13 protein-coding genes are annotated in these 14,448 nt (G+C 72.9%); 7 read left to right on the top strand and 6 right to left on the bottom strand.

Annotated elements, in window-relative coordinates; all coding sequences use genetic code 11:
* The first annotated feature begins 54 nt into the window (after nucleotides 1-54).
* Both GFH48_RS05165 and GFH48_RS05160 read left to right on the top strand, forming a co-directional pair.
* Nucleotides 55-2,019: an RICIN domain-containing protein gene (locus GFH48_RS05165; RefSeq protein ID WP_153287117.1), complete on the top strand. Its 1,965-nt coding sequence runs from the start codon at nucleotides 55-57 to the stop codon at nucleotides 2,017-2,019.
* Between the two features lie 77 nt (nucleotides 2,020-2,096).
* Complete coding sequence (locus GFH48_RS05160; RefSeq protein ID WP_153287116.1) at nucleotides 2,097-2,240, top strand: hypothetical protein; 144 nt, start codon at nucleotides 2,097-2,099, stop codon at nucleotides 2,238-2,240.
* A gap of 226 nt (nucleotides 2,241-2,466) precedes the next feature.
* Here GFH48_RS05160 and GFH48_RS05155 read toward each other — a convergent pair whose 3' ends face one another.
* Nucleotides 2,467-3,435, bottom strand: a complete 969-nt coding sequence (locus GFH48_RS05155) for a 2-hydroxyacid dehydrogenase (protein WP_153287115.1) — start codon at nucleotides 3,433-3,435, stop codon at nucleotides 2,467-2,469.
* Complete coding sequence (locus GFH48_RS05150) at nucleotides 3,432-4,601, bottom strand: lactate 2-monooxygenase (RefSeq protein ID WP_153287114.1); 1,170 nt, start codon at nucleotides 4,599-4,601, stop codon at nucleotides 3,432-3,434. Before GFH48_RS05150 ends, GFH48_RS05155 begins: the two co-directional genes overlap by 4 nt.
* A gap of 113 nt (nucleotides 4,602-4,714) precedes the next feature.
* Here GFH48_RS05150 and GFH48_RS05145 point away from each other — a divergent pair, with 113 nt between their 5' ends.
* Nucleotides 4,715-5,896, top strand: coding sequence for a PucR family transcriptional regulator (locus tag GFH48_RS05145; protein WP_153287113.1), 1,182 nt, complete (start codon nucleotides 4,715-4,717; stop codon nucleotides 5,894-5,896).
* A gap of 24 nt (nucleotides 5,897-5,920) precedes the next feature.
* Here the strand turns inward: GFH48_RS05145 and GFH48_RS05140 are convergent, their stop codons facing one another.
* From GFH48_RS05140 to GFH48_RS05130, 3 genes are all read right to left on the bottom strand, one after another.
* Nucleotides 5,921-6,634, bottom strand: a complete 714-nt coding sequence (locus GFH48_RS05140) for a cyclase family protein (protein WP_153287112.1) — start codon at nucleotides 6,632-6,634, stop codon at nucleotides 5,921-5,923.
* Complete coding sequence (locus GFH48_RS05135) at nucleotides 6,634-8,241, bottom strand: purine-cytosine permease family protein (protein ID WP_153287111.1); 1,608 nt, start codon at nucleotides 8,239-8,241, stop codon at nucleotides 6,634-6,636. The genes GFH48_RS05140 and GFH48_RS05135 overlap by 1 nt, the downstream gene beginning before the upstream one ends.
* 244 nt (nucleotides 8,242-8,485) lie before the next feature.
* Nucleotides 8,486-9,076 carry a hypothetical protein gene (locus tag GFH48_RS05130; protein WP_153287110.1) on the bottom strand — a complete coding sequence of 197 codons (591 nt, stop codon included), beginning with the start codon at nucleotides 9,074-9,076 and terminating at the stop codon, nucleotides 8,486-8,488.
* Between the two features lie 350 nt (nucleotides 9,077-9,426).
* On the opposite strand from GFH48_RS05130, the gene GFH48_RS05125 reads away from it, so the two are divergent.
* The gene (locus GFH48_RS05125) at nucleotides 9,427-9,873 is read left to right on the top strand and encodes a protease inhibitor (RefSeq protein ID WP_153287109.1); all 447 of its coding nucleotides are present in this window, start codon (nucleotides 9,427-9,429) and stop codon (nucleotides 9,871-9,873) included.
* A gap of 381 nt (nucleotides 9,874-10,254) precedes the next feature.
* Nucleotides 10,255-11,835 carry a bifunctional phosphatase PAP2/diacylglycerol kinase family protein gene (locus tag GFH48_RS05120; RefSeq protein WP_194280499.1) on the top strand — a complete coding sequence of 527 codons (1,581 nt, stop codon included), beginning with the start codon at nucleotides 10,255-10,257 and terminating at the stop codon, nucleotides 11,833-11,835.
* Nucleotides 11,836-11,846: 11 nt separating this feature from the next.
* Here the strand turns inward: GFH48_RS05120 and GFH48_RS05115 are convergent, their stop codons facing one another.
* Nucleotides 11,847-13,346 (bottom strand): MFS transporter, encoded by a 1,500-nt coding sequence (locus GFH48_RS05115; protein WP_153287107.1) that lies wholly within the window; start codon nucleotides 13,344-13,346, stop codon nucleotides 11,847-11,849.
* Nucleotides 13,347-13,550: 204 nt separating this feature from the next.
* On the opposite strand from GFH48_RS05115, the gene GFH48_RS05110 reads away from it, so the two are divergent.
* Both GFH48_RS05110 and GFH48_RS05105 read left to right on the top strand, forming a co-directional pair.
* On the top strand, nucleotides 13,551-13,904 hold the full coding sequence (locus GFH48_RS05110) for an ArsR/SmtB family transcription factor (RefSeq protein ID WP_153287106.1): 354 nt from the start codon (nucleotides 13,551-13,553) through the stop codon (nucleotides 13,902-13,904).
* 6 nt (nucleotides 13,905-13,910) lie between these two features.
* Nucleotides 13,911-14,447 (top strand): SRPBCC family protein, encoded by a 537-nt coding sequence (locus GFH48_RS05105; RefSeq protein ID WP_153287105.1) that lies wholly within the window; start codon nucleotides 13,911-13,913, stop codon nucleotides 14,445-14,447.
* The last annotated feature ends 1 nt before the right edge of the window (nucleotide 14,448 follow it).

The raw sequence follows: 14,448 nt of genomic DNA, 5'->3' as shown, positions 1-14,448 counted from the left end.
CGTCGGCCCGAAATGGCCTGTGTGCCACCTCGCACCGTGGAAGGAACCCGCTCCGTGCCCACCCCCCACCCCCCTCGTCCCGCCTATCCTCCCGGCGGCGCTCTCGGTGAATGCGACGAGAGTCTCGCCGCCCGGCTGAGAGGCCGACCGGAGGGCGGGGCCACGCGGTCCGTCGCCCTGCTGATGGCGCGGCACTGGCAGTCGACGTACGACTACTCGGTCATCTGCCTCGCCTCTTCGTCGCACGTCGCCCCGATGATCGCCGCGACCTCCTTCCACTACGCGCTCGACTGCCTGGCGCGCGGCGAGTCCGGGGCGGCCCTGCGGCCCCGGCTCCTCGTGACGGTGCGGGACACCGTCAAGGAATGGTCCGCGGAGGACCGGATATCCGGTGTTCTGCCGGACTTGGGGAAACCCGCCGGTGGCCGCGGTATGCGGGTGGCGGGATCCATGACGGCCGAAAACCGGAAGCTCGCCGAGCGTTCCTTCCACGCGCTGACGGGCTCCGCCCAGTGTCTGCTGTGGCACACCGAGGTCGAGGCCGATCCCATATCCGTACCGGCCGGTCTGTCGGGCATGGACATCGGGACCGCGACGGCCGCTCTGGAGCGGGCCCGGGAGCAATTCCGCCAGGGTTGTGTGCGCGCCCATCGGGAACTCGCGCCGAGTGAGGAATGCACCTTCCGCAACCGGCTGCTGGATGCCCCCACGCGTCGGGGCGGCGCACTGTTGCCGGAAGACCACCAGCACCTCGCGGGCTGCGCCCACTGCCGACACGCGGATGAGCAACTCAGTTACTGCGAAAGTGAGTTGGGTGTCCTGTTGGCCGAAGCTGTGCTCGGCTGGGGCGCGCGCCGCTATCTCGACTCCCGCACGGGGGGCGCGCGGCCAGGTGTCCGCCCCCTGGGTGGGCCGGCCTTCGGCGGCAGAAGTCCCGGCGTTCCCGGGGTTCCCGGTGGTTCCGGGGTTCCCGGCGGCCCCCGCGGTGGCGCGGACGGTCACGGAGATCCGGGCGGTGAAGGAGGTCCCGCGACGGGCGGGCGTCCCGGGAGCGGTGGACGCCATCGGCTGCTGGCGGGGATTCCCGTGCCGGGCCGCCGGATCCCGGCCGGACAGACACGTTCCAAGGCCCTGCTCACGGGGGCGGGCACCGTCTCGGCCCTGGTGCTGGTGACCGTGCTCGGCGCGAGCCCGTGGTCCTCCGACGGCGGCGGTGCCGACCCGACCGCCTCCACGGGCGTCGGCAGCAGCCACACCGTTCCGGCCGCCCCGGGTTCCTCGCCCCCGACGACGGCGGGACTGCCCACCGGTACCGAGCGGACGCGGCTGCGCAACCTCGCCGCCGGCCTGTGCCTCGACATCCGGGGCGGCAGGGCGACGTCCGGCGCGGAGACCGAGCTGGCGGCGTGTTCCTCCGCCCGGACCCAGCGGTGGTCGTACGAGGACGACGGGCTGCTGCGCAGTGCCGCCGACCCCGGGATGTGCCTGGACTCCGGGGCGGTCGACGGTGTCGTCGCGCTGAGCCGCTGCGTCGGTCCGCGGGACGCGCACGGTGACGACGTCCGCTACGACCTCACTGTGCGGGGCGAGTTGCTGCCTCGCGCACGCGGCGGCCTCGCGGTCGCGCCCGGTTCCACCGACCCGGACGCCGATGTCGTCGTCAAGGACCGGAGCGCTACGGACGCGCAGCGCTGGCGGACCGACTCCTCGCCGGCCGCCCCCCGGTCGCTGTCGATCGCGGGCACGGCGGGGACGGCAGGTACGGCAGGTACGGCGAGCACGGCGGCGCGTCCCGTCACCGAACCGGCGTCCGCCGGCGACACGACGGGCGGACAGCGGGGCCGACAGCCGGGCGACTCGTCCGGCGAGCAGCGGGCGGCCGGACCCGACGCCCCGGGGGCGACCTCGCCGGACGCACCTGGGGAACCCCGCTGGGGCGCCGACGACCGGACGAACTCCGATGCCGTGACCCCACCGCCCGCGCGACTTCCCACGGTGGCGGCCGAGCCGGTCCTCTGACGGTCGCGGTCCCCCGGCGGGCACGAGCCGCCGGGGGGCCGCGACCCACCGCAAGGCGAGGGGCCGGTTCGGCCTACGTGCTCGCCCCGCCCGGCTCGGTCGGCCCGGCCGGCATCATGGGCCCACATGTCGTCGTCGGGTCGCCCGAGGCGCTGGGCCCACCCGGCTGGACGGACCCGTCCGACGTGCTCGGCCCGCCCGCCATGGTGGCCCCCACCTGAGGTGCTGGGCCCGCGCGAGGTGATCGCCCGTCGGGGAGAACCGGCCCGTCGGGCGGGCGGTGTCTCGGGAACGGGTCGCGTCGCGACGGCGGGCCAGGTCGCGGGAACGGGCCGCGTCGTGAGGACGGGTCGGGTCGCGGGAACGGTCCGAGCCGCGTGCGGCGCCGCGTCGTGGGAATGGCCCGGGTCGCGTGCGGCGCCGCGTCGTGGGAACGGTCCGGGCCGCCTACGACACCACGTCCCGGGGCGGCTTGCCCGCCACGAAGTCGGCGGCGTTCTGGACCGCGGCCAGCGCGATCCGTACCAGGGTCTCGCGCGTGACGCCCGCGACGTGCGGCGAGAGCACCACGTTCGGGGCCTTGAGCAACCGCAGGGCCGCCGTGGGCGGTTCGGGGTCGAAGACGTCGAGACCCGCGCCGGCCAGGGCACCCGCGTCGAGCGCGTCCGCGAGGGCGTCCTGGTCGATCAGGGCGCCCCGCGAGGTGTTGACGACGAACGCGGTGGGCTTCAGGAGCGCGAGGCGTTCGGCGTTCAGCAGATGACGGGTCGTATCGGTGAGCGGCGCGTGCAGCGTGACGTAGTCCGATATCCGCAGCAGGTCGTCGAGTTCGACATGGCGGGCGCCACCCAGCCGGGCCTCCGCCTCCGCGCCGACGGACTGCGGACCGGCGTACACGATCGACATGTCGAACGCGACCGCGCGGCGGGCGACCTCCTCGCCGATGTGACCGAGCCCGACGATGCCGAGGGTCTTGCCGGACAGCTCGGTGATGGACCGTTGCAGCCTCGGCAGCGCCCAGTCGGCGTCGACCAGCGCGGTGTGCGCCGGGATCAACTGCTTCGCGAGGGCGAGCATGAGGGCGAAGGTCTGCTCGGCCACGTTCTGCTTCTCGGCGCCGCTGGAGCCGATGTTGCACACCGGTACCCCCTTGGCGCGTGCGGCGTCCAGGTCCACGTAGTCGAAGCCGTGGCTGGCGCACTGCACCAGTTCGAGGTCCGGCGCGGCGGCGAGATGCTCGGCGGTCACGGGGGCGAGGCCGGTGATGACGACGTGGGCCTCGCGCAGCGCGCCGGGGTCCTCGTCGGTCGTCTCGACGACGGTGACCCGGGCCTCTCCGGGGAACACGCCGGCGAGCGCGGCTCCGGCGGCGCGACCGCCCACATGCGCCGAGACCACGGCGAGTACGTTCTTCACAGTGTTTCCTCGATCAGGTCGTCGGCGCCGAGACCGGCGGGGCGAGAGTGTCCGGACAGGGCGAGGGTGAGGTCGAACTCCGCGAGCAGACAGCGGATCACGTGCTCGACACCCGCCTGCCCGTCGAGACCGAGCCCGTAGGCGTACGGCCGTCCGACGAGGACGGCCCGCGCGCCGAGGGCGAGCGCCTTGAAGATGTCGTCACCGGTGCGGATGCCGCTGTCGAACAGGACGGTCAGCCGGTCACCGACCGCCTCGACCACCCGGGGCAGCGCGTCCGCGGCCCCCACCGAACCCGCCACCTGCCGGCCACCGTGGTTGGAGACCACCACGCCGTCCATTCCCGCGTCGGCCGCGCGCCGGGCGTCGTCGGGGTGCAGGATGCCCTTGAGGACGATGGGACCGTCCCAGTTCTCCCGCAGGAAGGCCAGGTCCGGCCAGGTCTTCGCGGGGTCGGCGAACATCCCCACGAAGTGCATCACCGCCGCGTTCGGGTCCTCGTGCACCGGCTTGGCGAGGCCCGCCTGGAACGCCGGGTCGGAGAAGTGGTTCGCGGTGCCGACGCCGTGCAGGAACGGCAGATACGCCTGGTCGAGGTCGCGCGGACGCCAGGCCAGCAACGGAGTGTCCAGCGTGACGAACAGGGCCGTGTATCCGGCGGCCTTCGCCCGGTCCAGGAAGCTCCGGGTGACCTCGCGGTCCTTCGCCCAGTACAGCTGGAACCAGCGCTCCGCGTCGCCCATCGTCTCGGCGACCTGTTCCATCGGCGTACTGGACGCCGACGACAGGATGTACGGGACACCCTGTGCGGCGGCGGCCCGCGCGGCGGCGGACTCCGCGTCCGGATGCATGATCGAGAGCACGCCCACCGGCGCGAGCGCCAGCGGCGCGGGCAGCGCGCGCCCCAGCACCTCGACGGACAGGTCGCGTTCGTGCACGTCCCGCAGCATGCGCGGCACGATCCGGCGGCGGTCGAGGGCCGCCCGGTTCGCCCGCGCGGTGCTGCCGTTGCCCGCGCTGCCCGCCACATAGCCGACCGGACCGGGGCCGAGCCGCTGCTCGGTGAGCTCCTCCAGCCGGGTCAGATCGGTGGGCAGCCGCGGCACGGCGCCCGTCATTCCGTTCAGATAGATCTCGTACTGGAAATCGGCCCAGTGCTTCGCCATCCGTACGTCCCGCCTCTCGTCCCTGAGATCGCGCTGTACGCCGTCGATCCTGGCGAGTGTGACAAGGCCCGTCCACCATGGTGCGCACATCGCGCGGCTGAGATCATCACCAGGTGACAAAGAGGCCCGTGGACGTCAGGGAACGTGTCCGGCAGGAGATGGTCGCCGACCCGCGTGTCGTGGAGGCGGTCGTCGCCGCCGTGCACGAACAGGTCCCGGCCTACGCCGCCCTCGACGACAGCCGGCTGCCGGAAGTACGGGCCATCGCGGCCTGGGGGCTGGAGCGGCTGCTCCACCTGTGGGCCACCGACGCCGGCCTCGGACCGTCGGACCTGCGGCGCTTCCGGGGCATCGCGGCGGCCCGCGCGGCCGACGGGCGCCCCGTGCGGGCGGTGCTGCGCGCCTACCGGGTCGCGGCGACGGTCCTCACCGACGAGATCGCCGCCCGCGCGCCAGGGCTGACCGCGACGGACGCCCTGGCGCTCACCAGGATGCTGCTGACCGCGCTCGACACCCTCTCCGAGGAGATGGCCACCGCGTACGCCGCCACCAGCGAGGACCTCACCGCGGACCGTGACCGGGCGCTGCGACTGCTCCTGGACGACCTGATCGCGGGGCGGCACGCCACGGCGGGCGCGCTGACCGACCGCGCGGCCCGGCTGGGCGTCCAGCTCCCCGGCCCCGCGTGCCTGCTGGTGGCGGAGCCGGCGGGCCCGGACCGCCCCGACATGACCCACGACGTGGTGACGGCCCTGCTGGACGCGCTCGGCACCACCGGCGCCCCCGACGTCACCTCGCCGACGACCGTACGGGGTCACCGCGCCGTCCTGCTGCTGCCCGCCGCTGCCGCCGCGAGGGCCGGGACGGCGCTGCGCGCACTGGACCTGCGCGGCTGCGCGATCACGGCGGAGAGCCCGGACCGGATCGCCGTCGCCCACCGGCTGGCGGCCGACGCCCTCGACACGGCACCCGGCCACGCCTACCGGGGAGGCCGCCTCCTCACCGACGCCGACGCCCATGTCCTCGCGCTGCTCGGCGGCCACCCGGCCGCGCCCCCCGACACCATCGCCCGCCTGGTGCTCGGGCCGCTCACCGATCCGGGGCAGGGACACCTGCTGGCGGCGCTCACCGCGTACCTCGACACGGGTTCGGCGAACGCCGCCGCACGCGAACTCCATCTCCACGCCCAGTCCCTGCGCTACCGCCTGCGCCGCATCCGCGAACTGACGGACCGCGACCCGCGCGACGCCTGGCAACGGCTCACCCTGGACATCGCCCGCACGATCAGGCCCTGAGCCGGGTCCCGCCGCTCAGACCCGTCAGCCCGGTAGCTGAGGTGAACCGCCCCCCGGCCGGGTCCCCTGGACCGGGTCACCGACGCGGGCCGCGGCCCGGACCGGTGCGCCGTCCGCTCCCGGCAGGCGCAGCGGAAACAGGAAGACCTCGACCGGCCGGCCCGCCGCCTGCGCCTCGGCGAGCCGGTCGAGTCCGGTCAGGTTCTCGGCGATGACCCCACCCGCGCCGCACAGCACACGGTGCGCGGGCAGCTCCGCCCCGCCCGTGGGGTCCACGCTCAGGGCGTCGACGGCCACGGTGCGCACGCCCGCGGTGACGAGGGCCTGGGCGGACTCCGGCGTGAGCCAGGGGTGCGCCGCGTAGTGGTCCGTGCCCCAGTGCGCCGACCACCCGGTGGCCAGCAGCAGGATCCCGGCCGGTCCCGGCCCGAGGAGACCGAGCGCCGGCGCGAGGTGGTCCGGGGTGATCGGCTCGCGTGCCGCCAGACCCCGGACGTCGGCCACCACGGCCGCACCCGCGAACCGTTCCAGCGGCAGATCGTCCAGCGCGGGCCACGACTCGTCCACGTGGTACGGCGCGTCCACGTGCGTCCCCGACTGCGAACCCATGTGCAGCCGCAGGACGTTGACACCGTGCTCGGCGACCGTCAGCGCCCTGGTCACCTCGACCCGCGGGTCACCGGGATAGACGGGCATCCCGGTGACCACGGGCACGGACAGATCGATCCAGGAGTCCATCAGCTGCCCTCGGCGGCGAGGACCGGCGTCGAGCCGTCCGGCCGTGAGCCGTCCGTCTCCGCGCCGGGCCCGGTGATGGCCGGGACCGGGACGTCGACCGTACGGGCCAGTCGCGCGCCCCGCGGCCCGTACACGGCCCGGGGCTCGGGGAAGACCCGCAGCAGCGTCAGGAACAGCACCGCGGCGACGGCCAGCGACAGCGGCAGACTGATGTCGACGCCGCCCGCCAGGTCGCCCAGCGGTCCGACGAACTGCCCCGGGATGTCGGTGAACAGCACACCGATCACCGCGGCCACCCACCACGACGTCATGCCCCGCCAGTTCCACCCGTGGGAGAACCAGTAACGGCCGCCGCGCTGGCGGCGGTTGAAGACCTGCAACGCGTCGGGGTCGTACCAGCCGCGCCGGGTGTAGAAGCCCAGCATCATCACGACCATCCACGGGGTGGTGCAGGTGATGATCATCGTGGCGAACGTGGAGATGGACTGGACGAGGTTCAGACCGAAGCGGCCGATGAAGATGAAGGCGATGGACAGCACCCCCACCACCAGGGTCGCCTGGACCCGCGACAGCCGCGGGAACACCGACGAGAAGTCGAGCCCGGTCCCGTACAGCGAGGTCGTGCCCGTCGACATGCCGCCGATCAGCGCGAGCAGACACACCGGCAGGAAGAACCAGCTCGGGGAGATGGCCAGCAGCCCGCCGACGAAGTCGGGGGCGCCCGGGTCGACGTACTTCGGAGCCTTCGTCGCGATGATGCTCGCGGTGGCGAGGCCGAAGACGAACGGCAGCAGGGTCGCGATCTGCGACAGGAACGCGGCGCCGACGACCCTGCGGCGCGGCGCGTCGGCCGGGATGTAACGCGCCCAGTCGCCGAGGAACGCGCCGAAGGACACCGGGTTCGACAGCACGATCAGCGCCGAACCGATGAAGGACGGCCAGAACAGCGACTGGGTGGCCGCGTCCGCCGAGGCGGTGAAGACGCCCGCGTACGAGGGGTCGAAGTCACCGGCGAAGGCGACCGCGCCGAGCAGGAAGAGCACCGTCGCCGAGGTCACCGCGATCTTGTTGACGAAGAGCATGAACCGGAAGCCGTAGACGCACACGGCGAGCACCAGCCCGGCGAACAGCGCGTACGCGACGACGTACGACAGATTGCTGCGCTCCAGGCCGAAGAGCCGGTGCGCGCCGCCGACCAGGGCGTCGCCGGAGCTCCACACCGAGATCGAGAAGAAGGCGATGGCGGTGAGCAAGGAGAGGAAGGAGCCGACCACACGGCCGTGCACCCCGAGGTGCGCGGACGAGGCTACGGCGTTGTTCGTGCCGTTGACCGGGCCGAACACCGCCATCGGGCAGAGGATCAGCGCGCCCACCACCACGCCGAGGAGCGTGGCCGCGAGCCCCTGCCAGAAGGAGAGTCCGAAGAGGATGGGGAAGGCCCCGAGGACACAGGTGGAGAAGGTGTTCGCGCCGCCGAAGGCGACCCGGAACAGGTCGAGCGGGGACGCGCTGCGGTCCGCGTCGGGGATCCGTTCGACACCGTAGGTCTCGACCTCGGTGAGGGACGGAGAGGCGGACGGAGAGGCGGTCGGAGAGTTGTCGGACAAGAGTGCTCCTGCGAAGTACCTGTACCCGGACGGGCGGAGGAGCGCGTGGTGGCGCCGGGGGAGGGATGGCCGGTTGTCGCCGCTGGGGTGTGCGGCGTGAGCGGAGGCCGTCCTCGTGGGGTGTGCCGACGTTAAGGTGTCGCGGAACACGGACACCAGAGGACGGATCATCCACCTTCCGGGCCGCCGCGGGACGATTCCTCCACAGTGGTGAGCGGTCCGTCGCTACGGCGTCACCCCCCGTTCACTCCTCCCGCTCCTGAGGGCTCCCTTCCTGTGCCGCTTCGGTGCCGGCGGCCGCGGCGTCCCTGGGGCCGGCGTCCGGTCCCTGGGCCCGGACCCGCTCGACGTGTTCGAGCGAGTCGCGCAGTTCCGTCAGCCAGTCGTCGGTGTGGCGCTGGACGAGGCGGACGCACCAGGCGAGCGCGTCGCTGCGGCTGCGGGCCACGCCGCCCGCGATGAGGGTGTCGAGCACCTGGCGCTCGGGCTGGCGCAGCCGGGTCATGACGGGTGCGGCGACGTGGGTGAACAGCGCGCTTTCGCCCCCGCACTCCACGCCCCAGGACACCTTCCTGCGGAAGCGGTGCTCCGCCTCGCGCGCGACCGCGACCCGGTCGTCGCGGGTGCGCTCACGGAACTCCTGGACACGTGCTTTGACGGCCGCCTCCCGCTCGGCGCCGGAGGCGCCCTCGGCGAGCCTTGGCTCCGGGACGCGGCCGACGACGGTGATCTCCTCGCGGTCGACGGTCACGTCGGTCAGGCTCTCGAAGAGATCGTCGGGAAGGCGGCCGGCGAACCAGCCGCGCACCTGCTCGCGTTGCTCTGCGGTAATCATGTAATGACGATTACTCCGGCGTGATGGATGCGCAAGGGATGCGGGGCGGTGTCCGCCGTGGGCTGAAGAGGGCGGGGCGGGGCCCTGCGGAGCGCTGAGCGGAATGTTTCAGGCCTATTGCGGAGCCGGGTGAATCCGGCCAGGAAGGTGCCCCGGGCGATCAACGGCCGTGCCGTTGTGGGGCTCGAACGTTCGAGCTTCGTTACTTCGCGCCAGTGATTCAATACTCAAAGTTACCGAAACGTGTGGGGTCGATGTGTGTTTCCGGTGTGGACTCGGCAGACTCGCGCTCGCCGCACCGACACACACCGAGCCGGTGCCGCATTCAACCGAGCGGAAGGATGCACACAATGCCGAACACCGCGCGCTGGGCAGCGACTCTCACCCTCGCGGCCACCGCCGTCTGCGGGCCCCTCGGAGGGTCCGCCCTCGCCACCCCGGCCCACGCCCCCGCCCTCGCCCCCGCCGGGCTGTACGCCCCCTCGGCCCTGGTGCTCACCACGGGGCACGGACAGAGCGCCGACACCGCCACACCGGAACGCGCGGTCACGCTGAACTGCGCGCCGACCGCCTCCGGCACCCATCCCGCCGCCGTCCAGGCCTGCGCCGAACTCCGGGGAGCCGGAGGCGACTTCGACGCCCTGTCGGTCAGAGGCGGCGCCTTGTGCACGAAGCAGTTCGATCCCGTGGTCGTGACGGTCGCGGGTGTCTGGCAGGGCAAGCGGGTCGCGTACGAACGGACCTTCGCGAACGAGTGCGTGAAGAACTCCTACGGGACGACCGTCTTCACGTTCTGAGAGACCGGGATCGCGCGCTTTTCGTGAGCATCGATCGGGGCGCGTAGCTGGGGAGTGCGAGCCCCGTCGCGGAGCGCAGCGCGATCTCGCACCGAGGGTCGGCCGGGCGGAGTGGGGCCTCCGGTCGGCCCTCGGCATGTTCCGGGTCCGCCCGGAAGGACTCAAGTCGGCTTTCCCGTACGGTACTCGGTCCACGGAGGCGGCACTTCGGGTGGTGGAAGCCGCGCGGACGGCGCCCCGGCCCTGAGCGGTGGATGAGGCCGCCCCGCGCACCGGGTCCGGCCGGCGCCGCCCGCGCGGGAGGCGCCGCGCGGAGCAGTGGGGTCACCGGTACGAGTCTTCGGGGATGCCGGGTCCGGCCCGATACCGTAGCCCTGGATCATGAGTGTTCTGGGTGAGACGGACCGACGGCTGTTCCGGCGTGTGGCGGCGACGCGGCTGCCCGGCGCGGATCCGGCGCTGAGACGCCTGAGCCACTGCGCCGACCACGGACGGCTGTGGCTCGGCGCGGCGGCCGGCCTCGCGCTCGCGGGCGGTGTCACCGGACGGCGGGCGGCGCTGCGGGGTCTGGGCTCGCTCGCGCTGGCCTCGCTGAGCGTCAACACCGTGGCCAAGTGGAGCACCCGCAGGCCCCGCCCGCTGCTGGACCTCGTCCCGCCGATCAGGCGCCTGACCCGCCAGCCGCACACCACCTCCTTCCCCTCCGGGCACTCCGCCTCGGCCGCGGCCTTCGCCACCGCGGTCGCGCTGGAGTCGGCCGGACACGGCGCGCTGGTCGCGCCCTTCGCCGCGGCGGTCGCCTTCTCGCGGGTGTACGTGGGGGTGCACTACCCCGGTGACGTGCTGGCCGGCGTGGCGATCGGAGTCGGGGCGGCCGCCCTCACCACCCGCTGGTGGCCACCGCGTCCCGCGCTCCCGGAGCCCGAACGTCCCTCGGTGTCCGCCCCGGCGCTGCCCCGCGGCACGGGACTCGTGGTCCTCGTCAACCGCGGGGCGGGGCCGGCCGATCCCGGGAAGTCGTCGCCGGTCGAGCGGCTCCGCGAGCTGCTGCCCGCCGCCGAACTGATCGAGCGCGGCCCGGACGACGACTTCGCCGCGCTGCTCGACCGTGCGGTCACGAGAGCCACGGAGTCGGGCGGCGCGCTCGGGGTGTGCGGGGGTGACGGCAGTGTCAACGCCGCCGCACGGGTGGCCGCCGAACGCGGGCTGGCGCTGGCCGTGTTCCCCGGCGGCACTCTCAACCACTTCGCCCAGGACGTGGGCGTACCAGGCTTCGAGGACACCGCCGGCGCGGTCGGCCGCGGTGAGGCGGTGAGGGTGGACCTGGGCGTGGCGAGGCCGGGAGCCGGTCGCGAGGTACGGTTCCTCAACACCTTCAGCATCGGCCTGTACCCCGAACTCGTCCGGATCCGCGAGGGCTTGGAGGATCACTGGGGCAAGCGGACCGCCGCGGCCATCGCCCTGGTACGGGTCCTGCGCACCGCGACCCCCGTCGAACTGCGCGTCAACGGCCGTGACCGACGTCTGTGGCTGCTCTTCGCGGGCAACGGGCGCTATGAGCCGGAGGGTTTCGCGCCGGTCTTCCGGCCCCGCCTGGACGACGGACTCCTCGATCTGCGACTGATCGACGGTGCCCACCGCCTCGCCCGCACCCGGCTGGTGGTCTCCGCCCTCGCTGGCACCCTCGGGCGCTCGCGTGTGTACCGCGCCGAGGCGGTGCCCCGGGTCGGGCTGGAGGGGCTCGGTGGCACGCGGACGCTCGCGTACGACGGTGAAGTCATCCCCGCCCCAACGGGGTTGAGGCTGGAGAAGGAGCGGCACGCGCTCGTCGTGTACCGGCCCGCGGCGGAGCGGATCACGAACGCCGGGCAGAGCGGGCGGGCCGTCCCGGCCGGCGGCCGGCGGAACGGGAGGAGGGGCCGCCGTCCCCCTGCGGACGGCGGCCCCTCGGTTCCGGGGTGATCACACGGGTCCTACATGTGGACGGCGCGCACGGCGTCCGGGTCCTGCCGCTGGGCGCCGGGGCGGTAGAGCAGGAAGGCGATGACCGCGCCCGCGGCGAAGAAGCCCGCCGACCACCAGAAGGCGGTGGTGTAGCTCTCGATCGTCGACTGCGCCCTGACCAGCTTGTCCGTGGCGTCCTTGCCGGCCAGGTAGCTGGTCGCGGCGCTCGCGGCGAGCGTGTTCAGCAGCGCGGTACCGATCGAACCGCCCACCTGCTGCATCGTGTTGACCGTCGCGGAGGCGACACCCGCGTCCTCGGCCGCGATCCCGCTGGTGGCCAGCGACATGGCGGGCGGCATCACGATGCCGAGGCCCGAGCCGATCAGGAGCAGCTGGGGCAGCACGGCGGTGGAGAAGTCCGAGCCGACCCCGATGCCGGTCAGCCAGGCCATTCCGGCGACGGCGATGGCGAAGCCCGCCGGGATGATGATCTTCGGGCCGATGCGGGGCACCAGGACGGTGGTGGACACCTGAGCCATGATCATCAGGGCCGCCATCATCGGCAGGAAGGCGACACCGGTCCTGGTCGGGCTGAAGCCCAGGTTCAGCTGGAGGTAGTAGGTGAGGAAGAGGAAGACACCGAACATGCCCGCACCGGTGATCAGCACGGTGACGAAGGAGGCGGCGCGGTCGCGGTCGAGCAGGACGCGCATCGGCAGCAGGGGGTGCTCCGCGCGGGTCTGCCACCGGGCGAAAGCGCTGAGCAGGACGCCACCGGCGGCCAGGAAGCCCCAGGTGAGCGGCGAACTCCAGTCGTGTGTCTCGGCGTTGGAGAATCCGTAGACCAGGGCGAAGAGGCCGGAGGAGACGAGCAGCGTCCCCGGCAGGTCGAGCCTGGAGTTCGCGGCGTCCCGGTGAGCGCTCAGCAGGACCCAGCCGCCGGCGAAGGCGACGAGCGCGAAGACGAGGTTGACGAACAGCGTCCAGCGCCAGTCGAGCGCGTCGGTCAGCACACCGCCGAGCAGCAGACCGACCGCGCCACCGGCACCGGCGATCGCGCCGTAGACGCTGAAGGCCTTGGCGCGTTCCTTCGCGTCGGTGAACGTCGTGTTCAGCAGGGAGAGCGCGGCGGGGGCGAGCAGTGCGCCGAACACACCCTGGAGGGCGCGCGCGGTGACCAGCATGCCGAAGCTGGTGGAGGTGCCGCCGAGCACGGAGGCGCCGGCGAATCCGGCGACGCCGATCAGGAAGGCGGGCTTGCGCCCGAAGAGGTCGGCGATGCGTCCGCCGAGCAGCAGCAGGGACGCGAAGGCCAGTGAGTACGCCGTGACGATCCACTGCCGGTTGCCGTCGGAGAAGCCGAGGCCCGCCTGTGCGGACGGCAGGGCGATGTTCACGATGGTGGCGTCGAGGACCACCATCAGCTGCGCGATGCCGATGATCGCGAGGATCCACCACCGCCTCGGCGACGGCGCGGACGGTGAGTCCACGGAACCCTTGCGGGCACCTTCGGTCAGGGTCTGGGACATGGGAGAACCACTCCAGGGAAAGTCGTTCGGGGTGACGGAGACATAAACGAAACTGTTTCGTACACATCGACGGTAAGGCACCGTCTGCGAAACGGCAACGTTTCGCTATGGGTGTCGGGTGAGGTACCCGTCACACCGTGAGTCCCGGGGTGGGATCCGTGTATGCCTTGACCGGCATATAACCGAAGCGGCATATTGAAACGCATGCCCGACGTCACTCCCTGGACCGCCCTCGCCGACGCGCACCGCCGCGCGATCGTCGGTCTGCTGCGGGAAGGCCCGCGCCCCGTCGGAGAGATCGTGGCGGCCTGCGGACTGAGCCAGCCGAGCACCTCGAAGCACCTGCGGGTGCTGCGGGACGCGGGCCTGGTCCGGGTCAGCCAGGACGCGCAGCGCCGCGTCTACGCGCTGGATCCGGCCCCGATCGCCGCGCTCGACGCCTGGCTCGCCCCCTACCGCACGCTGTGGAACGACAGCCTCGACAGGCTCGGACGCCGTCTGGACGAGGCGGCCGGGGAGTCGTCGGACGAGCCCGAAACCCCCTCCACGAAGGACTGAGCCACCATGTCGGCCGAACGCACCGCCCTCACCGGCACGTACCTCACCCTCGACGACGGCCGCCCCGCCGTCCGCTTCAGCCGTACCTACGACCACCCGATCGCCCGCGTCTGGCAGTTCGTGACCGACCCGGAGGAACTGGCCGGCTGGTTCCCGTCCCGCGCGGAGATCGAGCTGCGCCCCGGTGGCACCATCAGGTTCAGCGGCGACCCGAACACCTCCGACTCCACGGGCCGCGTCCTCGCCGTCGACCCGCCCCGGCACCTCTCCTTCGACTGGGGCGGTGACGAGCTGCGCTTCGACCTGGAAGCCCTCGACGAGAAGCGCACGCACCTGACGCTCACCGACGTGCTGGCCGCCGAGGACACCGCCGCCCGCAACGGCGCAGGCTGGGAGGTGTGCCTCGCCGCCCTCGACACGAAGGCCCGCGGTGGACACTCCCCGGGTCCGCACGCCGGTGCCGGAGCGCCCTGGCCGGAGATCTACCGCGCCTACCTCGACGCCGGTGTCCCCTCCGGCGCCCGGGTACCGGGGATCGACTGAC

This window comes from Streptomyces fagopyri (assembly GCF_009498275.1).
GTDB classification, from domain to species: domain Bacteria; phylum Actinomycetota; class Actinomycetes; order Streptomycetales; family Streptomycetaceae; genus Streptomyces; species Streptomyces fagopyri.
The sequence above is the reverse complement of the archived record's forward strand: the minus strand, read 5'-3'. Positions and strand labels throughout refer to the sequence as shown.